Source organism: Pedobacter nototheniae, from assembly GCF_004335085.1.
Lineage (GTDB): Bacteria > Bacteroidota > Bacteroidia > Sphingobacteriales > Sphingobacteriaceae > Pedobacter > Pedobacter nototheniae.
The window spans coordinates 92,218-108,465 of record NZ_RQRS01000007.1 but is presented as its reverse complement, the minus strand read 5'-3'; the positions used below and the strand labels follow the sequence as shown (position 1 = coordinate 108,465).

General features: G+C 33.6%; 17 protein-coding genes. 10 read left to right on the top strand and 7 right to left on the bottom strand.

Annotated features, from left to right (window positions below; genetic code table 11):
* Positions 1 to 96: 96 nt before the first annotated feature.
* Positions 97 to 432 (top strand): Rieske (2Fe-2S) protein, encoded by a 336-nt coding sequence (locus tag EHC72_RS08210; RefSeq protein ID WP_131537198.1) that lies wholly within the window; start codon positions 97 to 99, stop codon positions 430 to 432.
* Here EHC72_RS08210 and EHC72_RS08205 read toward each other — a convergent pair.
* The 4 genes from EHC72_RS08205 to lepA form a co-directional block, all read right to left on the bottom strand.
* Positions 429 to 851 carry a PIN domain-containing protein gene (locus EHC72_RS08205; protein ID WP_131537197.1) on the bottom strand — a complete coding sequence of 141 codons (423 nt, stop codon included), beginning with the start codon at positions 849 to 851 and terminating at the stop codon, positions 429 to 431. The two genes, EHC72_RS08210 and EHC72_RS08205, sit on opposite strands and share 4 nt — an antisense overlap.
* Before the next feature lie 3 nt (positions 852 to 854).
* A complete protein-coding gene (locus EHC72_RS08200) occupies positions 855 to 1,103 on the bottom strand; it encodes a DUF6364 family protein (RefSeq protein WP_131537196.1) in 249 nt (82 codons plus the stop codon).
* 103 nt (positions 1,104 to 1,206) lie between these two features.
* Positions 1,207 to 2,088 carry a bifunctional 5,10-methylenetetrahydrofolate dehydrogenase/5,10-methenyltetrahydrofolate cyclohydrolase gene (locus EHC72_RS08195; RefSeq protein ID WP_131537195.1) on the bottom strand — a complete coding sequence of 294 codons (882 nt, stop codon included), beginning with the start codon at positions 2,086 to 2,088 and terminating at the stop codon, positions 1,207 to 1,209.
* A gap of 88 nt (positions 2,089 to 2,176) precedes the next feature.
* On the bottom strand, positions 2,177 to 3,964 hold the full coding sequence (lepA, locus tag EHC72_RS08190) for a translation elongation factor 4 (RefSeq protein WP_131537194.1): 1,788 nt from the start codon (positions 3,962 to 3,964) through the stop codon (positions 2,177 to 2,179).
* A 314-nt stretch (positions 3,965 to 4,278) separates the two neighbouring features.
* Here lepA and EHC72_RS08185 point away from each other — a divergent pair, with 314 nt between their 5' ends.
* Positions 4,279 to 4,482 (top strand): hypothetical protein, encoded by a 204-nt coding sequence (locus tag EHC72_RS08185; protein ID WP_131537193.1) that lies wholly within the window; start codon positions 4,279 to 4,281, stop codon positions 4,480 to 4,482.
* Positions 4,483 to 4,574: 92 nt separating this feature from the next.
* On the opposite strand, the gene EHC72_RS08180 is transcribed toward EHC72_RS08185, so the two are convergent.
* Complete coding sequence (locus tag EHC72_RS08180; protein WP_131537192.1) at positions 4,575 to 5,999, bottom strand: MATE family efflux transporter; 1,425 nt, start codon at positions 5,997 to 5,999, stop codon at positions 4,575 to 4,577.
* 233 nt (positions 6,000 to 6,232) lie between these two features.
* The gene (locus tag EHC72_RS08175) at positions 6,233 to 6,652 is read right to left on the bottom strand and encodes an acyl-CoA thioesterase (protein WP_131537191.1); all 420 of its coding nucleotides are present in this window, start codon (positions 6,650 to 6,652) and stop codon (positions 6,233 to 6,235) included.
* Between the two features lie 107 nt (positions 6,653 to 6,759).
* Here EHC72_RS08175 and EHC72_RS08170 point away from each other — a divergent pair, with 107 nt between their 5' ends.
* From EHC72_RS08170 to pnp, 4 genes are all read left to right on the top strand, one after another.
* Entirely contained in the window at positions 6,760 to 6,966 is a 207-nt protein-coding gene (locus EHC72_RS08170) for a hypothetical protein (protein WP_131537190.1), read from the top strand.
* Between the two features lie 2 nt (positions 6,967 to 6,968).
* A complete protein-coding gene (locus EHC72_RS08165; protein WP_131537189.1) occupies positions 6,969 to 7,445 on the top strand; it encodes a hypothetical protein in 477 nt (158 codons plus the stop codon).
* Positions 7,446 to 7,588: 143 nt separating this feature from the next.
* Positions 7,589 to 7,873 carry a 30S ribosomal protein S15 gene (gene rpsO / locus EHC72_RS08160; RefSeq protein ID WP_131537188.1) on the top strand — a complete coding sequence of 95 codons (285 nt, stop codon included), beginning with the start codon at positions 7,589 to 7,591 and terminating at the stop codon, positions 7,871 to 7,873.
* Positions 7,874 to 8,050: 177 nt separating this feature from the next.
* Complete coding sequence (gene pnp, locus EHC72_RS08155) at positions 8,051 to 10,186, top strand: polyribonucleotide nucleotidyltransferase (RefSeq protein WP_131537187.1); 2,136 nt, start codon at positions 8,051 to 8,053, stop codon at positions 10,184 to 10,186.
* 130 nt (positions 10,187 to 10,316) lie between these two features.
* Here pnp and EHC72_RS08150 read toward each other — a convergent pair whose 3' ends face one another.
* Positions 10,317 to 11,012 carry a toxin-antitoxin system YwqK family antitoxin gene (locus EHC72_RS08150; protein ID WP_165585789.1) on the bottom strand — a complete coding sequence of 232 codons (696 nt, stop codon included), beginning with the start codon at positions 11,010 to 11,012 and terminating at the stop codon, positions 10,317 to 10,319.
* Between the two features lie 73 nt (positions 11,013 to 11,085).
* On the opposite strand from EHC72_RS08150, the gene EHC72_RS08145 reads away from it, so the two are divergent.
* The 4 genes from EHC72_RS08145 (at position 11,086) to serC (ending at position 16,223) form a co-directional block, all read left to right on the top strand.
* A complete protein-coding gene (locus tag EHC72_RS08145) occupies positions 11,086 to 11,676 on the top strand; it encodes a hypothetical protein (RefSeq protein ID WP_131537185.1) in 591 nt (196 codons plus the stop codon).
* Between the two features lie 64 nt (positions 11,677 to 11,740).
* Entirely contained in the window at positions 11,741 to 12,412 is a 672-nt protein-coding gene (gene rpe / locus EHC72_RS08140) for a ribulose-phosphate 3-epimerase (RefSeq protein ID WP_131537184.1), read from the top strand.
* A gap of 157 nt (positions 12,413 to 12,569) precedes the next feature.
* Positions 12,570 to 14,996 carry a TonB-dependent receptor gene (locus tag EHC72_RS08135; RefSeq protein WP_131537183.1) on the top strand — a complete coding sequence of 809 codons (2,427 nt, stop codon included), beginning with the start codon at positions 12,570 to 12,572 and terminating at the stop codon, positions 14,994 to 14,996.
* Positions 14,997 to 15,149: 153 nt separating this feature from the next.
* Positions 15,150 to 16,223 carry a 3-phosphoserine/phosphohydroxythreonine transaminase gene (gene serC / locus EHC72_RS08130; protein ID WP_131537182.1) on the top strand — a complete coding sequence of 358 codons (1,074 nt, stop codon included), beginning with the start codon at positions 15,150 to 15,152 and terminating at the stop codon, positions 16,221 to 16,223.
* Positions 16,224 to 16,248 lie beyond the last annotated feature (25 nt).

The window sequence follows — 16,248 nt, the reverse complement described above, 5'->3', positions numbered from 1 at the left end:
CAAATATCCTAAAAAAATCGGTGTAAAACTTTATCTTAGTAAAAAATAACCCTTAGATGAAGAAACAAATAAATACTCGTCTAAAATTTTATGCAAATGCGTTGGTTTAAAGCTTTAAATAATTTTCAAATTCCTAAAACCGATGCCATCCATTTAGTAAAAATTGAAGGAAAGCAAATTTGTATTATTAAGGATGGCGAACAAATTTTTGCTACACAAGCTTATTGTCCACATGCTGGTGGCCATTTTAATGGCGGTTGGTGCAAAAATGGAAATCTGGTTTGCCCAATTCATAGATATGAATATAACTTAAAAACTGGAAGAGGGGCAGAAGGTCAAGGTGATTATATAAATATTTACCCAACGGAAATAAGAGATGATGGTTTATATATTGGTTTTGAAGAAAGCTGGTGGACAAAACTTTGGTCTTAAACCGATAAGTATTGTTTAAAAAATGCTTTACAATTTAATACTTCAATCTCCGAAAAGTAGAAATCTTCAATATCTTCTGTTATTATACATTTACAGCCTTTTTCCTTGGCTGCGTGATATTCTAAACCGTCTTCAAAATCATGAATCGCCTTATTTATTAAGGTATGATGAACGCCATGCATTGAGTTTTCAGCTATTTTGATATGCTTACAGAGCAAATCTATCTTTTCTTTAGCCATTTGAGCATTTTGTTTTTTTTCTGCAAAGTAAAAGGCTATTGCAAGGCAAAGAGGAGAGGTGTAAACTTCAAACTTTGGATTCGAGGCAAGGCTTAAAATTCTGGAAGAATAAGTAAATAATGGATATTCCTTATTGAGAACAGAAACCAACACATTGGCATCTAAAAAAATCTTTAGCATTAATTACTTTCTGGAAGAAAAGAATTCATCTTTTGAAGATTTAGATGTTTTTTTATACTCAACTTCACCTTCGGCAACCATGCTTACCCAATCAGAAATAGGGTACTCTTCTAATGATTTATATTCGTTGGAAGTAACCTGAGTTAAAAGATACTCAATAAGGCGAGATAAACTGATGTTGTGATCAGCAGCATATTTTTTAGCCTTAGTTACAACTTCCTGATCTAAGCTTAATGTTAATTTGGTATCCATCTTTTTATGATTTACACAAATATACATTTTAATTACGTGATTAAAAAATATTTAATACGTATAAAAATAACTATATAAGATCCTTGTTATCAGGCAGTAATCTTTATGGATAAATCTCTTTTCTAGAAGATGCTAAAGTGTTTTTTAATAAACCAACTATAGTCATTAAACCTACACCGCCAGGAACAGGCGTAATATAAGATGACTTCGGCGCTACATTTTCAAAATCTACATCACCAAATAATTTGTAGCCAGATTTTGTTTCAGTAGAAGTTTCACGGTTTATACCAACATCAATAATTATAGCGCCTGGCTTAACCATGTCTGCTGTTACAAAGTTCTTTTTACCAATTGCGGCAATAATAATATCTGCCTGTAAAATTTGCGCCGTAAGGTCTTTAGTTTTAGAATGGGTAAGTGTAACTGTACAATTGCCTGGGTTTGCATTACGAGCCATTAAAATACTCATCGGACTGCCAACAATATTACTTCTACCTACAACAACACAATGTTTGCCAGTTGTATCGATATTGTATGCTTGTAACATTAATAAAATCCCGTAGGGAGTGGCAGGAATAAAGCAAGGCAAATTACGTATCATTCTACCTAAATTTACTGGATGAAAGCCATCAACATCTTTACGATGGTCGATTTTTTCTGTTACTTTTTCTGGATCAATATGTTTAGGAAGAGGTAATTGAACAATTAAACCATCTACATCAGCATCTTGATTTATCTCTTCAATCTTTTGCAATAATTCTTCCTCAGTTACGGAATTATCATATCTGTATAAAGAAGATTTAAAACCAACTTTCTCGCAGTTTTTCATTTTACTGGCTACGTAAGTTTCACTACCTCCATCATTGCCAACTAAAATGGCAACTAAGTGTGGTTTACGACCGCTGGTTTTTAAAAAATCTGCAGCTTCTTGAGCAATTTGAAGCTTAACTTTTTCTGATACGTATTTTCCGTCGAGTAACTGCATTCTACTATAATATATAAGAAACTAAAGCTAAGATATGAGGTTTAAAACAGAAATTTAAATCTCATATCAACGCTCTAAATCTAACTTTTTAATCTAATTTCAAAACTGCCATAAATGCCGTTTGTGGAATTTCTACGTTTCCAACCTGGCGCATGCGTTTTTTACCCTTTTTCTGTTTTTCAAGTAATTTACGTTTACGAGAAATATCACCGCCATAACATTTTGCAGTAACATCCTTACGCAAAGCACTGAGTGTTTCACGAGCAATAACCTTAGCACCGATAGATGCTTGAATTTTAATTTCAAATTGCTGGCGTGGGATTAACTCCCTTAATTTTTCGCAGATTTTCTTTCCAAAATCGTAAGCATTACTTCTGTGAATTAATGATGATAAAGCATCAACAGGTTCATCATTTAGCAACATATCCAATCTTACTAGATCAGATTTACGATAACCAACTTGATGATAATCGAATGAAGCGTAGCCTTTTGAAATCGTTTTTAACTTATCATAAAAATCAAATACAATTTCACCCATCGGCATTTCAAAAATCAATTCAACACGATCTGAAGTTAAATAAGATTGATTAACGATGATACCTCTTTTTTGAATACAAAGAGACATTACTGGACCAACAAACTCAGCTTTAGTGATAATATTAGCTTTAATATAAGGTTCTTCTACAGAATCAAGCTTACTTGGATCAGGTAAATCTGAAGGATTATTTACAATAATTTCATCACCCTTTGTAGTGTGGGCAATATAAGATACGTTCGGTACGGTGGTAATTACCGTCATATCGAACTCACGCTCTAAACGCTCCTGGATAATTTCCATGTGAAGCATACCAAGGAAACCACAACGGAAACCGAAACCTAATGCGGCAGAACTTTCTGGTTCGAAAACAATTGATGCATCATTAAGTTGCAATTTGTGCATGGCTTCACGCAACTCTTCAAATTCGTCGGTATCAACTGGGTAAATACCAGCAAAAACCATTGGCTTAACCTCTTCAAAACCTTGAATTGCTTCAGCAGCTGGCCTATCAACAGTTGTTATTGTATCACCAACTTTTACTTCACGAGCTTCTTTAATACCGGAAATAATATAGCCTACATCACCGGTTTTAACTACGCTTCGCGGAGACATGTCAAGTTTTAAAACACCAACTTCATCTGCTAAATATTGTTTACCAGTGTTGATGAATTTAACTTTGTCTCCTTTTTTAATTTCTCCGTTAACTACTTTATAATAAGCAATAATCCCTCTGAATGAGTTAAAAACAGAGTCGAAAATTAACGCTTGCAACTCACCATCAGGATTACCGACAGGAGCAGGTACACGGTCTACAATTGCTTGAATAATATCAGGGATACCCATACCTGTTTTACCAGATGCAGGAATAATATCTTCACGTTTACAGCCAATTAAATCAATAATTTGATCCTTAACCTCTTCAGGCATAGCGCCTGGTAGATCCATTTTATTTAAAATAGGAATAATTTCAAGGTCATGCTCTAAGGCAAGGTATAAGTTAGAAATTGTTTGAGCCTGAATACCTTGTGAAGCATCCACAATCAATAAAGCACCTTCGCAAGCTGCGATTGAACGAGAAACTTCATAAGAAAAATCTACGTGACCGGGTGTATCAATTAGGTTGAAATTGTATTCAATTCCACCAACTTTATAATTCATTTGTATGGCATGACTTTTAATTGTTATGCCTCTCTCACGCTCCAAATCCATATTATCGAGCAATTGTGCTTGCGCCTCACGCTTCGAAATTGTCTCGGTATATTCTAATAACCTATCGGCCAAGGTGCTTTTACCGTGGTCAATATGTGCAATAATGCAAAAATTACGTATATGCTTCATCTTTGCGCAAAGATAGCTTTTTTAAGGTAAATTTTAAGGGAGAAAATATTGTGGTATTTTATAATTCTATATTCATTTTATTTATGACTTTAAGCGACTCTTTTTTTCTATGCTTCTTACCTGTTTTTTAATCTTATTGCACAGAAGAAAATGAATGATATTTAAATTCTAATTATATAAAAAAGTATATTCGAATAACTTAACCTAAGTTTAAATACATGAACCTGAAAAATATTATTTGGAGCTTTTTCTTTTGATCTATTTTAACTACAGCATCAGCACAACAGAAATCATCAACCCAAACAACGCCAATTATGGGATGGTCTAGCTGGAACAATTTTCGGGTGAATATTAATGAATCTAATAAGGGGTACACCATGCAGGATTTATGGAAAACAAAAGATTTTGGCCCGCTAAATGTTAAAACACAAACATTTGAAGTGCCAAAACACGGTGTTGTTGTTCTGAAAATTATTGGAGAAGCCATTACCTTTAATGTTTTTCAATCTTCTAAATAAATGTAGATTGATTTGAATACAATACAATAAACTGCTCATAAAAAATCAAACCACATTATTTTTAAAATAACGTGGTTTGAAATAAAGATAAATTAGACTTTAATTTTTTTCCATTTACCCTTTTTAAACAAGATATAAGCGGCTATTGCAATTCCAACTTCTGCTGTTGGTATGGCAATAAAAACACCTGTTGGTCCCATTCCCATATATTTAGCCAAAAAATAGGCAAAAGGAATCTGAAAGACCCAAAAGGCGAAAACATTAATTTTTGTTGGTGTCCAGGTATCACCAGCACCATTAAATGCGCTTGTTAAAACCATTCCCATTCCATAGATTATAAAACCACAGCTTAAAATTTTTAATGCTTTAGATGCGACACTGATAACGAGTTGATCTTTAGTGAAAAATGCAGCAAATAAATGTCCGCAAGTTAAAAAGGTAACACTTACCACAGCCATAAAAATGATTGTATACTTCATGGTTTGAAATACTGATTTTTCTGCCCTGTCTATACGTCCTGCCCCCAAATTTTGTCCAACTAGTGTGGCGGCGGCATTGCTTAAACCCCAAGCAGGAAGTAAAAAAAACATCATTAATCTTAGTGCTGTTTGGTAACCAGCAGAACCATGATCTCCACCAGTTGTGGCTACCAATTGTGCTAAAAATACCCAGCTGCAGCTAGCTATAACAAACTGAAGAACGCCGGGTGCTGCAATTTTAATAATAGCTTTTATCTGTTGCCACTCTGGAACTAAAAAGCCAAATTTTATTTTTAAAGCGTTTTTCCCGTTAAATAAATGATAAATTTGGTAACAAACGCCTAAACCACGACCAATAGTAGTTGCAATAGCAGCTCCTGTTAATCCAAACGCAGGTATAGGACCGAGGCCATTAATAAAAATAGGACATAAGATAATGTTTGCAATATTAGCGATCCATAAGCTTCTCATAGCTATTGCAGCGTTTCCAGCCCCTCTAAAAATCCCATTAATTAGAAACAGCAAAACAATGATAATGCTTCCGCCCATCATAATTCTAATGAATGCAGTTCCATGGTCTGCAGTTTCGGGCGAAGCGCCCATAAGCATTAAAATCTCCCTTGCGTAAAATAGACCTAAAATACTTATTGCAAGATTTATAATTACAGCAATAACAATAGTTTGCATCCCAGCCTTACCAGCGGCATCAGGATTTTTCTCGCCTATTCTTCTTGCAACAACTGCTGTTGCTGCCATGCTTAAACCAATGGCTAAAGAATAAATTATTGTTAAAACAGACTCGGTTAATCCAACTGTTTGTATGGCATGACTACTGTTTTCCAAATGACCTACAAAATATAGATCGACTAAGGCAAAAACCGACTCCATCGCCATTTCCAGCATCATTGGAATGGCTAATAAAATAATGGCTCTGTTAATGCTTATTGATGTTAAATCTACTTCTTCGCCTTTTAATGATTGCTTTAAAACCGTATAAAATGAAGATAGTTTGCCCTGTGTCTTTATTGACTGTGACATATATAATAATGTGAAAATTTGTAAAATAGACAATTACGCGTTATTAAAACGCATAATTTAAAAAGTGGTAAAGGAGGAATCCTCGGTTATTTAGAACCTCAAACGGATTGCAAATACTATCATTGCTTTGGTTTTATTGGTAAGGCAAATATAGACATTTTTTTAAACCGTCAAATTTTTATGACAGTTTTTCAGCTTGATGATTAACTTATATTAGAAACGTAAGGCGGTAACTATATACTATATGCTTTAATCATCTCTTCAGAAACTTTAGTTCCTCTACTGGTATTTAAATCAATCAGTACATAATCGAATATACCATCTGAAGCCACTTTATTTGTTTTCTTATTAATGATTTCGAATTGAACAGAACAACCTTTTTCGTGCATTATTAATATTCCGGTACGGATAAGCATTAAATCATTCATTAATAATGGGCGTTTAAAACTGATATCAACCCTGCTAACTACCCAACCTAAACCTTGTTTGGTAAAATGTTCCCAAGGCATGCCATAAAACTTTTCCATTTGCTCATAACGGGCCGCCAATACATAATCCAAGTACTTGCTATTATGTACGTGGTTAAACATGTCTATATCATCTGGGCGTACACGTAACTCACTTTCGAAAATGCTATACTGATTTTTTTCCAAGGTAAAATATTTTTACAAAAGTATTAATAATAGGTTTGATGCAATCAATTACTTGCATTTTTATTACATAATGTAAATTATTGCTGCCTTTTTCGTATTTTTGGGTAATGAGTAGGTTAAGATTATACGATACAACTATTCCACGCGAAACAATAGCTAGTGAACGCGAAAGTGTTTACCTCAGCCGTTCGGCTGAGGAGCGCTTCTATAGTTTATTACATCTTAATCACATTTCTATAACAATGAACGGCGGTAAGCCTTTAAAAATCCCACAAGGTAAAGGCATTATTATTCGTCGCTCCAATTCCTTATAGCAATGTCTTTTGATAAAGAAAATCCTGAAATGCTCTTGCTTTTACAAACATTTGAGCAATTTGATGTACAATATCTTATTGTAGGCGGTTTTGCGGTAAATAGATATGGTTACAATCGAACAACCGGAGATTTAGATATTTACCTAAAGGATACCAAAGAAAATAGACAAAACTTGATTAACGCTATAGATAAGATGGGGTATGGGCGGTACGATATGTTACTTGAAGTTCCTATTATAGCTGGTTATTGCGAAGTTTTAATGGACGATGGAATGTATGCGGATTTAATGACAGATATTCCTGGATTAGATAAACAGAAGTTTGATGAATATTTTAAAAGGGCTACCGTTGATGAAATAAATGGGATTAAGGCCAGGTTTTTGCATTATAATCATCTACTTGAAAATAAAAGAGCTACAAATAGGCCAAAAGATCAATTGGATGTTTTAGAGCTTGAGCGTATTAATAGTAATAAATAGCACTTTTTGGAAGATTTGAATCTTTAATGCTCAATGCATTACAACTGTTTTTATCAATTAATTTCCACTTGCTTATATACAAAAGTTAGCTTATCTTTGCACTCAAATTAATTAATTTTTAATCACTTTAATATTATTCAAGAATGTATTTAAGTACAGAAAAGAAAGCCGAAATTTTTAAAACACACGGCGAAGTAGAAACCAATACGGGTTCTGCAGAAGGTCAAGTAGCGTTATTTACATACCGTATTGCGCACTTAACAGAACACTTAAAGAAAAATCGTAAAGATTTCTCTACTCAGTTGTCACTTCAAAAACTTGTAGGTAAACGCCGTGGTATCTTGGCTTACCTTTACAAAAAAGATATTGAGCGCTATCGTGCTATCATCAAAGCTTTATCGCTTCGTGATATCATTAAACAAAAATAAGCGTAATTTTATCAACAAGAGCCATTCTTTAGGGAATGGCTTTTTAATTTTGTTAGCTTTACATTTTAAATGCTAACAAAATACGATAAGCTGTTGTAAGTTTATCTAAATTGCAAAACAAAAAACATATATAACCCGGTGTGTAGAAAGAGGAAAACACACCATAATTCTTTTTAAATGAATGTAATAAAAAAATCGTTCGATTTGGGCGATGGCAGAATTGTAGAAATTGAAACTGGTAAATTGGCTAAACAAGCCGATGGTTCAGTTGTAGTAAAAATGGGCGATACCATGTTGTTAGCAACGGTTGTATCAACTGTTGGAGCTAAACCTGGTACAGATTTTTTACCATTATCGGTAGATTATCAGGAAAAATACGCTGCTACAGGTCGTATCCCAGGTGGATTTTTACGTCGTGAGGCTAGATTATCTGATTATGAGGTTTTAATCTCTCGTTTGGTAGATAGAGCTTTACGCCCAATGTTCCCATCAGATTATCACTCTGATACTCAGGTGATGATTTCATTAATTTCTGCTGATAAAAATATAATGCCTGATTGTTTAGCTGGTTTAGCTGCATCTGCTGCATTATCTGTTTCAGATATTCCTTTTAATGGTCCTATTTCTGAAGTACGTGTTGCTAAAATTGATGGCAAATTGGTAATCAATCCATTAGCTAGTGATTTAGAACGTGCAACTTTAGAATTTATGGTTGCTGGTTCGGCTAACGATATAGGAATGGTTGAAGGCGAGTGTGATGAAATTCAAGAAGACGAAATGGTTGAAGCTTTAAAATTTGCACACGATGCAATTAAAGTTCAATGTGCCGTTCAAGTTGAGTTAACTGAAGCAACAGGTAAAACTGTAAAACGTGAATATAACCACGAAGATCACGATGCTGATTTAAAAGCTAAGGTTTACGCAGATACTTATGATAAAGTTTATGCAGTAGCGAAATCTGGTTCAAATAAAGATGAACGTAAAGTTGCTTTTACAGCGATTATAAATGAGTTTTTCGAGGCAATGCCTGAGGATACTGAGGATTTAACTAAAGCAATGGCTAAACATTATTACCATGATGTTCAATACGATGCAATTAGAAATCTATTATTAGATGAAGGCATTCGTTTAGACGGCCGTAAAACAACTGAAATTCGTCCAATTTGGAGTGAAGTTGGTTATTTACCTGCAGCTCACGGGTCTGCTGTATTTACTCGTGGAGAAACTCAATCGTTAACATCCGTTACTTTAGGTAGCAAAGATGATGAACAAATGATAGACGGTGCGTTCTTCAATGGTTACCAAAAATTTCTATTACACTATAATTTCCCAGGTTTTTCAACTGGAGAGGTTAGACCAAATAGAGGTGCAGGCCGTAGAGAAATTGGTCACGGTGCTTTAGCGCAACGCTCATTAAAAAAGGTTTTACCACAAGGTGAAGCAAATCCATATACAATTCGTGTTGTTTCTGATATTTTAGAATCTAACGGTTCATCATCAATGGCAACTGTTTGTGCTGGTACATTAGCATTAATGGATGCAGGTATTAAAATTAAATCTCCAGTTTCAGGTATTGCAATGGGTTTAATTACTGATGAAAAAACTGGTAAATACGCAATCCTTTCTGATATTTTAGGTGATGAAGATCATTTAGGAGATATGGACTTTAAAGTAACTGGTACAGAACATGGTATTGTTGCTTGTCAAATGGACTTAAAAATCAATGGTTTATCTTACGAAGTTTTAACAAAAGCTTTGTTGCAAGCTAAAGAAGGTCGTTTACACATCTTAAATGAGATGAAAAAGACGATCAGTCAGCCTAATGAAGATTACAAACCACATGCTCCACGTATTGTTTCTTTAACTATTGAGAAAGAATTTATTGGCGCAATTATAGGTCCTGGAGGTAAAATTATCCAAGAAATGCAACGCGAAACTGGTGCTTCAATCTCTATCGAAGAAGTTGATGGTAAAGGTATAGTTGAGATTTTTGCAGATAATAAAGCTTCAATTGATGCAGCGGTAACACGTATCCGTAACATCGTTGCTAAACCAGAAATTGGTGAAGTTTACCAAGGTAAAGTAAAATCAATTATGCCATTTGGTGCATTTGTTGAGGTTATGCCTGGTAAAGATGGTTTATTACACATCTCTGAAATTTCATGGGAACGTTTAGAAACTATGGATGGTGTATTAAAAGAAGGTGATAAAATCGAAGTTAAATTATTAGACATCGATAAGCAGGGTAAAATGAAACTTTCTCGCAAAGTTTTATTACCAAAACCTGAAAAACCAGCAGCTCCACAAGCATAATAATAAATATGCTTTACTGGATTTGATTCAGTAGCTATTGATAAATTCTGAAAATAAATTCAGATTTATGCATAAATTATAAAGCCCTTTTAGTTGTCACTAAAAGGGCTTTTCTTTTATAAGCTTTAATTTATGGTTTTACTTTTACGTCATTTTTGTAAAACTCTTTACGAGTAACCTTACCATTTTCATCATAGCAGATCATTTCGCCTTCCTTTTTGCCTTTTACTGATAATACAGCACACTTTACTTGTCCGTTTTTGTGATAAGAAGCTTGTTTTCCATCAGGAAGATCATTTTTCCATTCAGAAATATCCTGAGGTTTGCCATTCTCGTAATAAAATTTCCATTCTCCATCCTGCAGATTTTTAGCAAAATTTCCTGCACTCTTTAAAACACCACTTTCATAATAAGTTGTTTCAATGCCATCACGAACATCATCTTTATAATACCTGGTTACCTGCAGCTTTCCATTTGGATAATAATATTTAAAAAAGCCTTCTTTAAGTTCCATAAAATCTTTATAAACAAAAACTTCTTCCGCTTTTATGGTACCGCTTTCATAATAAAATTTCCACACGCCAGTTTTCTTATCTTTCATGAAGTTTCCGGTTGCTTTAAGGTTTCCGTTTTCAAAATAATAGCTGGCTAAACCTTCTCTTTTTCCTTTTTTCCAGTTTTCTGAAGAGTTTATTTTACCATTATCATAAAATTGTTTACAAGTACCTTCCTGTAATCCATCTTTAATTCCACAAGGTTTTTCTTTTTGAGAAAATGCAAGATTAGCTGTGAAAAGCAAGCATAAGCTAAAGATATATTTTTTCATATGAGTTGTTTTTTTGGCTAAAATAATATAATTATGCATCTGGAAAACATCAAAAACTAAAAAAAATCTGAATATGAAAAAAACACATTTGGTTTTAACTACGCTAATTCTACTTTTTTCTGCTGTAACCCTTAAAGCACAAAAGGCAGCTTACTACCCCCAAGTTCCATTCGATTCTATACAAGCCAAAAACATGTTGGCATTAGGAAAATCATCAATTGAAGGCGTTGCGTTTACCAGACCAAAAAATGGATATGGTATGAAAGTAGGCTCAAAAATTTTAGCTCAAAATGTAGTTGTAACGTTATTTCCTGTAACTCCTTACTTTGAGGAATGGTACAAATTGCGTGGCAAAATGGAAAATAAAAAAACAAGTGTATATATGTCTGAGCAAGCTTTTCGATACCGAATTACTGTAAATACAGATTCTTATGGGCGATTTAAATTCGATAAAATGAAGCCAGGGAAATATTTTCTTCAGTCTTTTGCCAGCTACAGTCGGTCTGGCTCAACACCTGTATATCGCGGTAGCGGATACAACAATTATGGAGGCAGAACGGATTACTATGATTACCAAAGCTATACCAATAATTATACCGATCGGATTGAAGAGTTTGTTGAAATAACGAGAGATGGGCAAGCAATTGAAATGAAACTTAAATAATCGATAAACCTTTTGTGAAAAGCAAAAGGTTTTTTGTTTATGGCTATTTCTTTATCTTTATAAAATGAAACATTTAATTGCACCATCTATTTTATCTGCTGATTTCGGGAATTTACAAAGAGATGTAGAAATGATTAATCAAAGTGAGGCTGATTGGTTTCATGTAGATGTAATGGACGGCGTTTTTGTTCCAAATATTTCTTTCGGTTTTCCAATAATGGCTGCTGTGAAAAAATATGCTACAAAGCCTTTGGATGTTCATTTAATGATTGTTGAGCCAGATAAGTATATTGAAGATTTCGCTAAAGCCGGAGCCGATCGAATTACCGTTCATTACGAGGCTTGCACGCATTTACATAGAACTATTCAGGCGATAAAAGCAGCTGGCTGTAAAGCTGGAGTGGCTTTAAATCCGCATACACCTGTTGTTTTGCTCCAAGATATTATTGCCGATTTAGATTTGGTTCTAATTATGTCGGTTAACCCAGGTTTTGGCGGACAAAAATTTATTTCTAATACTTACAAAAAAATTAGAGACTTAAAAGCTTTAATTCAGGGCGTAAATGAAAACTTGATTATTGAAGTAGATGGAGGAGTTGGTTTGCAAAATCTCGGAATGTTAATAGAAGCGGGTGCGAATGCTTTTGTTGCGGGAAGTGCAATTTTTGTAACTGATAATCCAACAGAAACGATTTCCAAAATGAAAGCTGTAAATAGCTTGGAGAAATTTATTTAATCTTTTGTAATTTAAAATCTCTGATTAATTATCAAGGAACATAAAAATTATATAGGATAAAGAAATCTAGCACAATAGAGTTACCTGTGGTTGTTCTGAATAAAGAATAATTAATTTAGGAATTGGATTATTTTAATGATATCGATTAGAAATATAAATGCTCAAATTTCGGCTCTTATTCTTTTTTCTTTTAACGGGCTGCACATTTGCACTTGCGCAACCTCTGGTAAGAATCTCCGGAATTGTTTATAATGAAGATAAGTTGCCACTTTCGCAGGTAACAATTATAGTTTTAGGGCAAGGTCAATCTACTGTAACGGATGAATTTGGAGTTTATACAATCTATTCAAAATCTCGGAATTTCAATATAAAATATTCACTTTTAGGCTATCAGCACCAAACATTAAAATTTAATGAACGTTCTGGTGCCCGTATAAATCAATCCATAGTTTTAAAGGCAAATGCTAACGAGTTAGATCAGGTTAATATTACTGATAAGCAAAATCAACTTAGTAATGCAACAACTTTAAATGTAAGCGATATTACATTTATGCCATTAGTGTCTGGTAATTTCGAAACTATGTTAAAAACATTGCCTGGCGTATCTACAAATAATGAATTGAGTGCACAATATAGTGTCAGAGGAGGCAATTTTGATGAAAATCTAATTTATATTAATGATGTCGAAATTAATAGGCCAATACTAATCAGAAATGGTCAACAGGAAGGTTTAAGCTTTATAAATACAGACTTGATTAGTAAGGCGAAATTTTCTGCAGGAGGTTTTGAAGCTAAGTATGGAGATAAGCTTTCTTCCGTTTTAGACATTAAATATGATAAGCCAGATAGTAATCAAACGATATTAAGTACCAGCTTTTTAAATACATCTATCTCAACTAAAAGAACATTTAAAAATAGTTTTCTACTTGTAGGCCTACGTTATAAAAATAACTCAAGTGTACTCATAAAAAGTGACGAAAAGGGAAGTTATAATCCCAATTTTGCCGATGGTCAACTTTTATATCAATATGATTTTTCTCCAAAATTTAATGTCAGTTTTTTAGGTTTTCTTAATGGCGGGCAATTTAAACTAGTTCCAGAAAACAGAGAAACGAAATTTGGCACATTAAATACTACGTTGAGGTTAAATGTAGATTACACAGGGCAGGAAATAGACGATTATCGTACTGCAGGAAGCGCCGTAACCGCAACATTTACACCTAAACCAAACTTGGTTATTAAATTTATTAATAGCTATTTTAATACCATCGAACGCGAAAGGTTTGATATTGACGGAAGTTATATTTTTGATGAGCTGGATGATTCCTTCCCAGTAGATAACTTTGGCCCTGTTAAAAAAAATAGAGGAGTAGGTTCTTACTATAATTATGGTAGAAATAGTTTAGACACAAAAGTTTTTACTTCTGAAATTAAAATAGATCAGAATTTTAATAATCATGTTTTCTCTTGGGGACTAAAATTCGATCAATCAAAATATAATGATCGCTTAAATGAATATAATTATACAGATTCAGCTGGATTTATAACACCTAATAATTCTAAAAATATTGTTTTGCAAAATGTCATCAATGCAGAAAATAATATTAGCATTAAAAATTATAGCGCTTATATTCAGGATAGCTATTCGCTTTCTGAACATGCTGAGCTGCAGTTAGGAGCAAGGGTAAATTATAATTCCTTAAGTAAACAAATTTTGGTTAGCCCGAGGATGTTATTAGCTTATCGCCCAAACTCAAATAATAAAATTTTTAGGTTTACGGCTGGTATATATCAGCAGCCTCCATCTTACAGGACTATAAGGGATTATAATGGCCTTTTAAATGTTAATCAACGAGCACAACGCTCTTATAATACGTCTTTTGGTTACGATTATGCTTTTGATGCTTTCGGAACACGATTAAAATTTACTTCCGAAGCTTATTTTAAATATTCTGATCGTTTAATTCCTTATAAAATTGACAACCTGAGGATAAAGTATTTAGCCAATCAAGTTTCTGAAGGTTTTGCCTACGGTGCCGATTTTAGTATTGGTGGGGAGTTTGTAAAAGATTTGGTTTCTTATTTTAGGCTTTCCTTAATGCATGCCAATGAGGATATAATAGGGGATAGTTACCTAGAGAACGGGAAAACTGTTTATCCTGGTTATTTGAAACGTCCTACCGATCAACGTGTTAATTTTTCAATATTTTTTCAGGATCGTTTACTTAATAGTCCAACATATAAAGTGCACCTAAATGCGATGTATGGCTCAAGATTGCCAATTGGTCCATCTTCTACAGATCGATATTTAGATAAATTTTACATTCCATCATATAAAAGAATTGATATTGGTTTTTCTAAGGACTTTCTGGATGACGCAGCCGCCCATAAACCTAGATTTTTAGATAAAAATTTTAGTTCAGTTATTTTATTTTTTGAAATCTTTAATATGTTGAATATCAATAATACGGTTTCTTATTTGTGGCTAAAGGATGTAGATAATGTGCAATATGCAGTTCCAAATTATTTAACAGGAAGGCAGTTTAATCTAAAACTAATAGTAAAATTGAAAAATACTAAGTAGAGATTAAAAAGAAAACCAACCATTATAAAAACAGCAATAAAACAACACATTTTTGGTGAATTTTTAACAAAATTTAATTTTTTATGATACGATTTTATAGCTATAACTGCTTTAAAAATTTTACATTTACGGCGTAAAACATTATATAATAAGATGAAGCATAATTTTGGCGCAGGCCCTTGTATTTTACCTCAAGAAGTGTTTAAACAAGCCGCACAGGCAGTTTTAGATTTTAACGATGGATTATCAATTTTAGAAATTTCGCATAGAACAACCGAATTTGAGGCAGTTGTTGCTGAAGCTGATAAATTGGTTAAAGAATTATTAAATGTGCCTTCCGGTTATTCCGTTTTATTTTTACAAGGTGGTGCAAGTTTACAATTTGCTATGGTACCAATGAATTTGTTGGGAGATGGACAAAAGGCAAGTTACCTTGATACTGGTGTTTGGGCCAGTAAGGCACTAAAAGAAGCTAAGTTTGTTGGCGATGTAAATGTTGTTGCCTCTTCTAAAGATGCAAACTATACTTTTATTCCAAAGGATTACGAAATCCCTACCGATAGCGCATATTTCCACTATACCTCTAACAATACAATTTATGGTACAGAGCTTTTCGAAGTTCCCAAAACAAGTGTACCAATGGTTTGTGATATGTCTTCGGATATTATGAGCCGTGTAATTGATGTTTCTAAGTTTGACTTAATTTACGCAGGTGCACAAAAAAATGTTGGCCCAGCAGGCTTAACAATTGTTATTGTTAAAGATGAAGTTTTAGGTAAATCAGGACGTAAAATTCCTTCAATGCTTAATTATCAATCTCATATTGATAACGGCTCAATGTATAATACACCGCCGGTTTTCTCTATTTATGTTGCACTATTAAACCTTCGTTGGTTAAAATCTAAAGGTGGTGTTGCGGAGATAGAAAAGGAAAATAAGCAAAAAGCTGAAGCACTTTATAGAGAAATAGATCGTAATCCTTTATTTAAAGGCACTTGCACTGTTGAAGATCGCTCTAGAATGAACGTTTGTTTTGTTATGGAAAACCCTGAATTGGAAAAACCATTTTTAAAATATACTGAAGAATTAGGTATCGTTGGCATTAAAGGCCATAGAAGTGTTGGTGGTTTCAGAGCATCAATGTATAACGCTTTACCAATTACAAGTGTACACGCCTTGGTGGATGCAATGCAACTATTCGAAGAAAAACAAGCAAAATCAAATTAAATTTTATCCATAGGGAAAACTACGC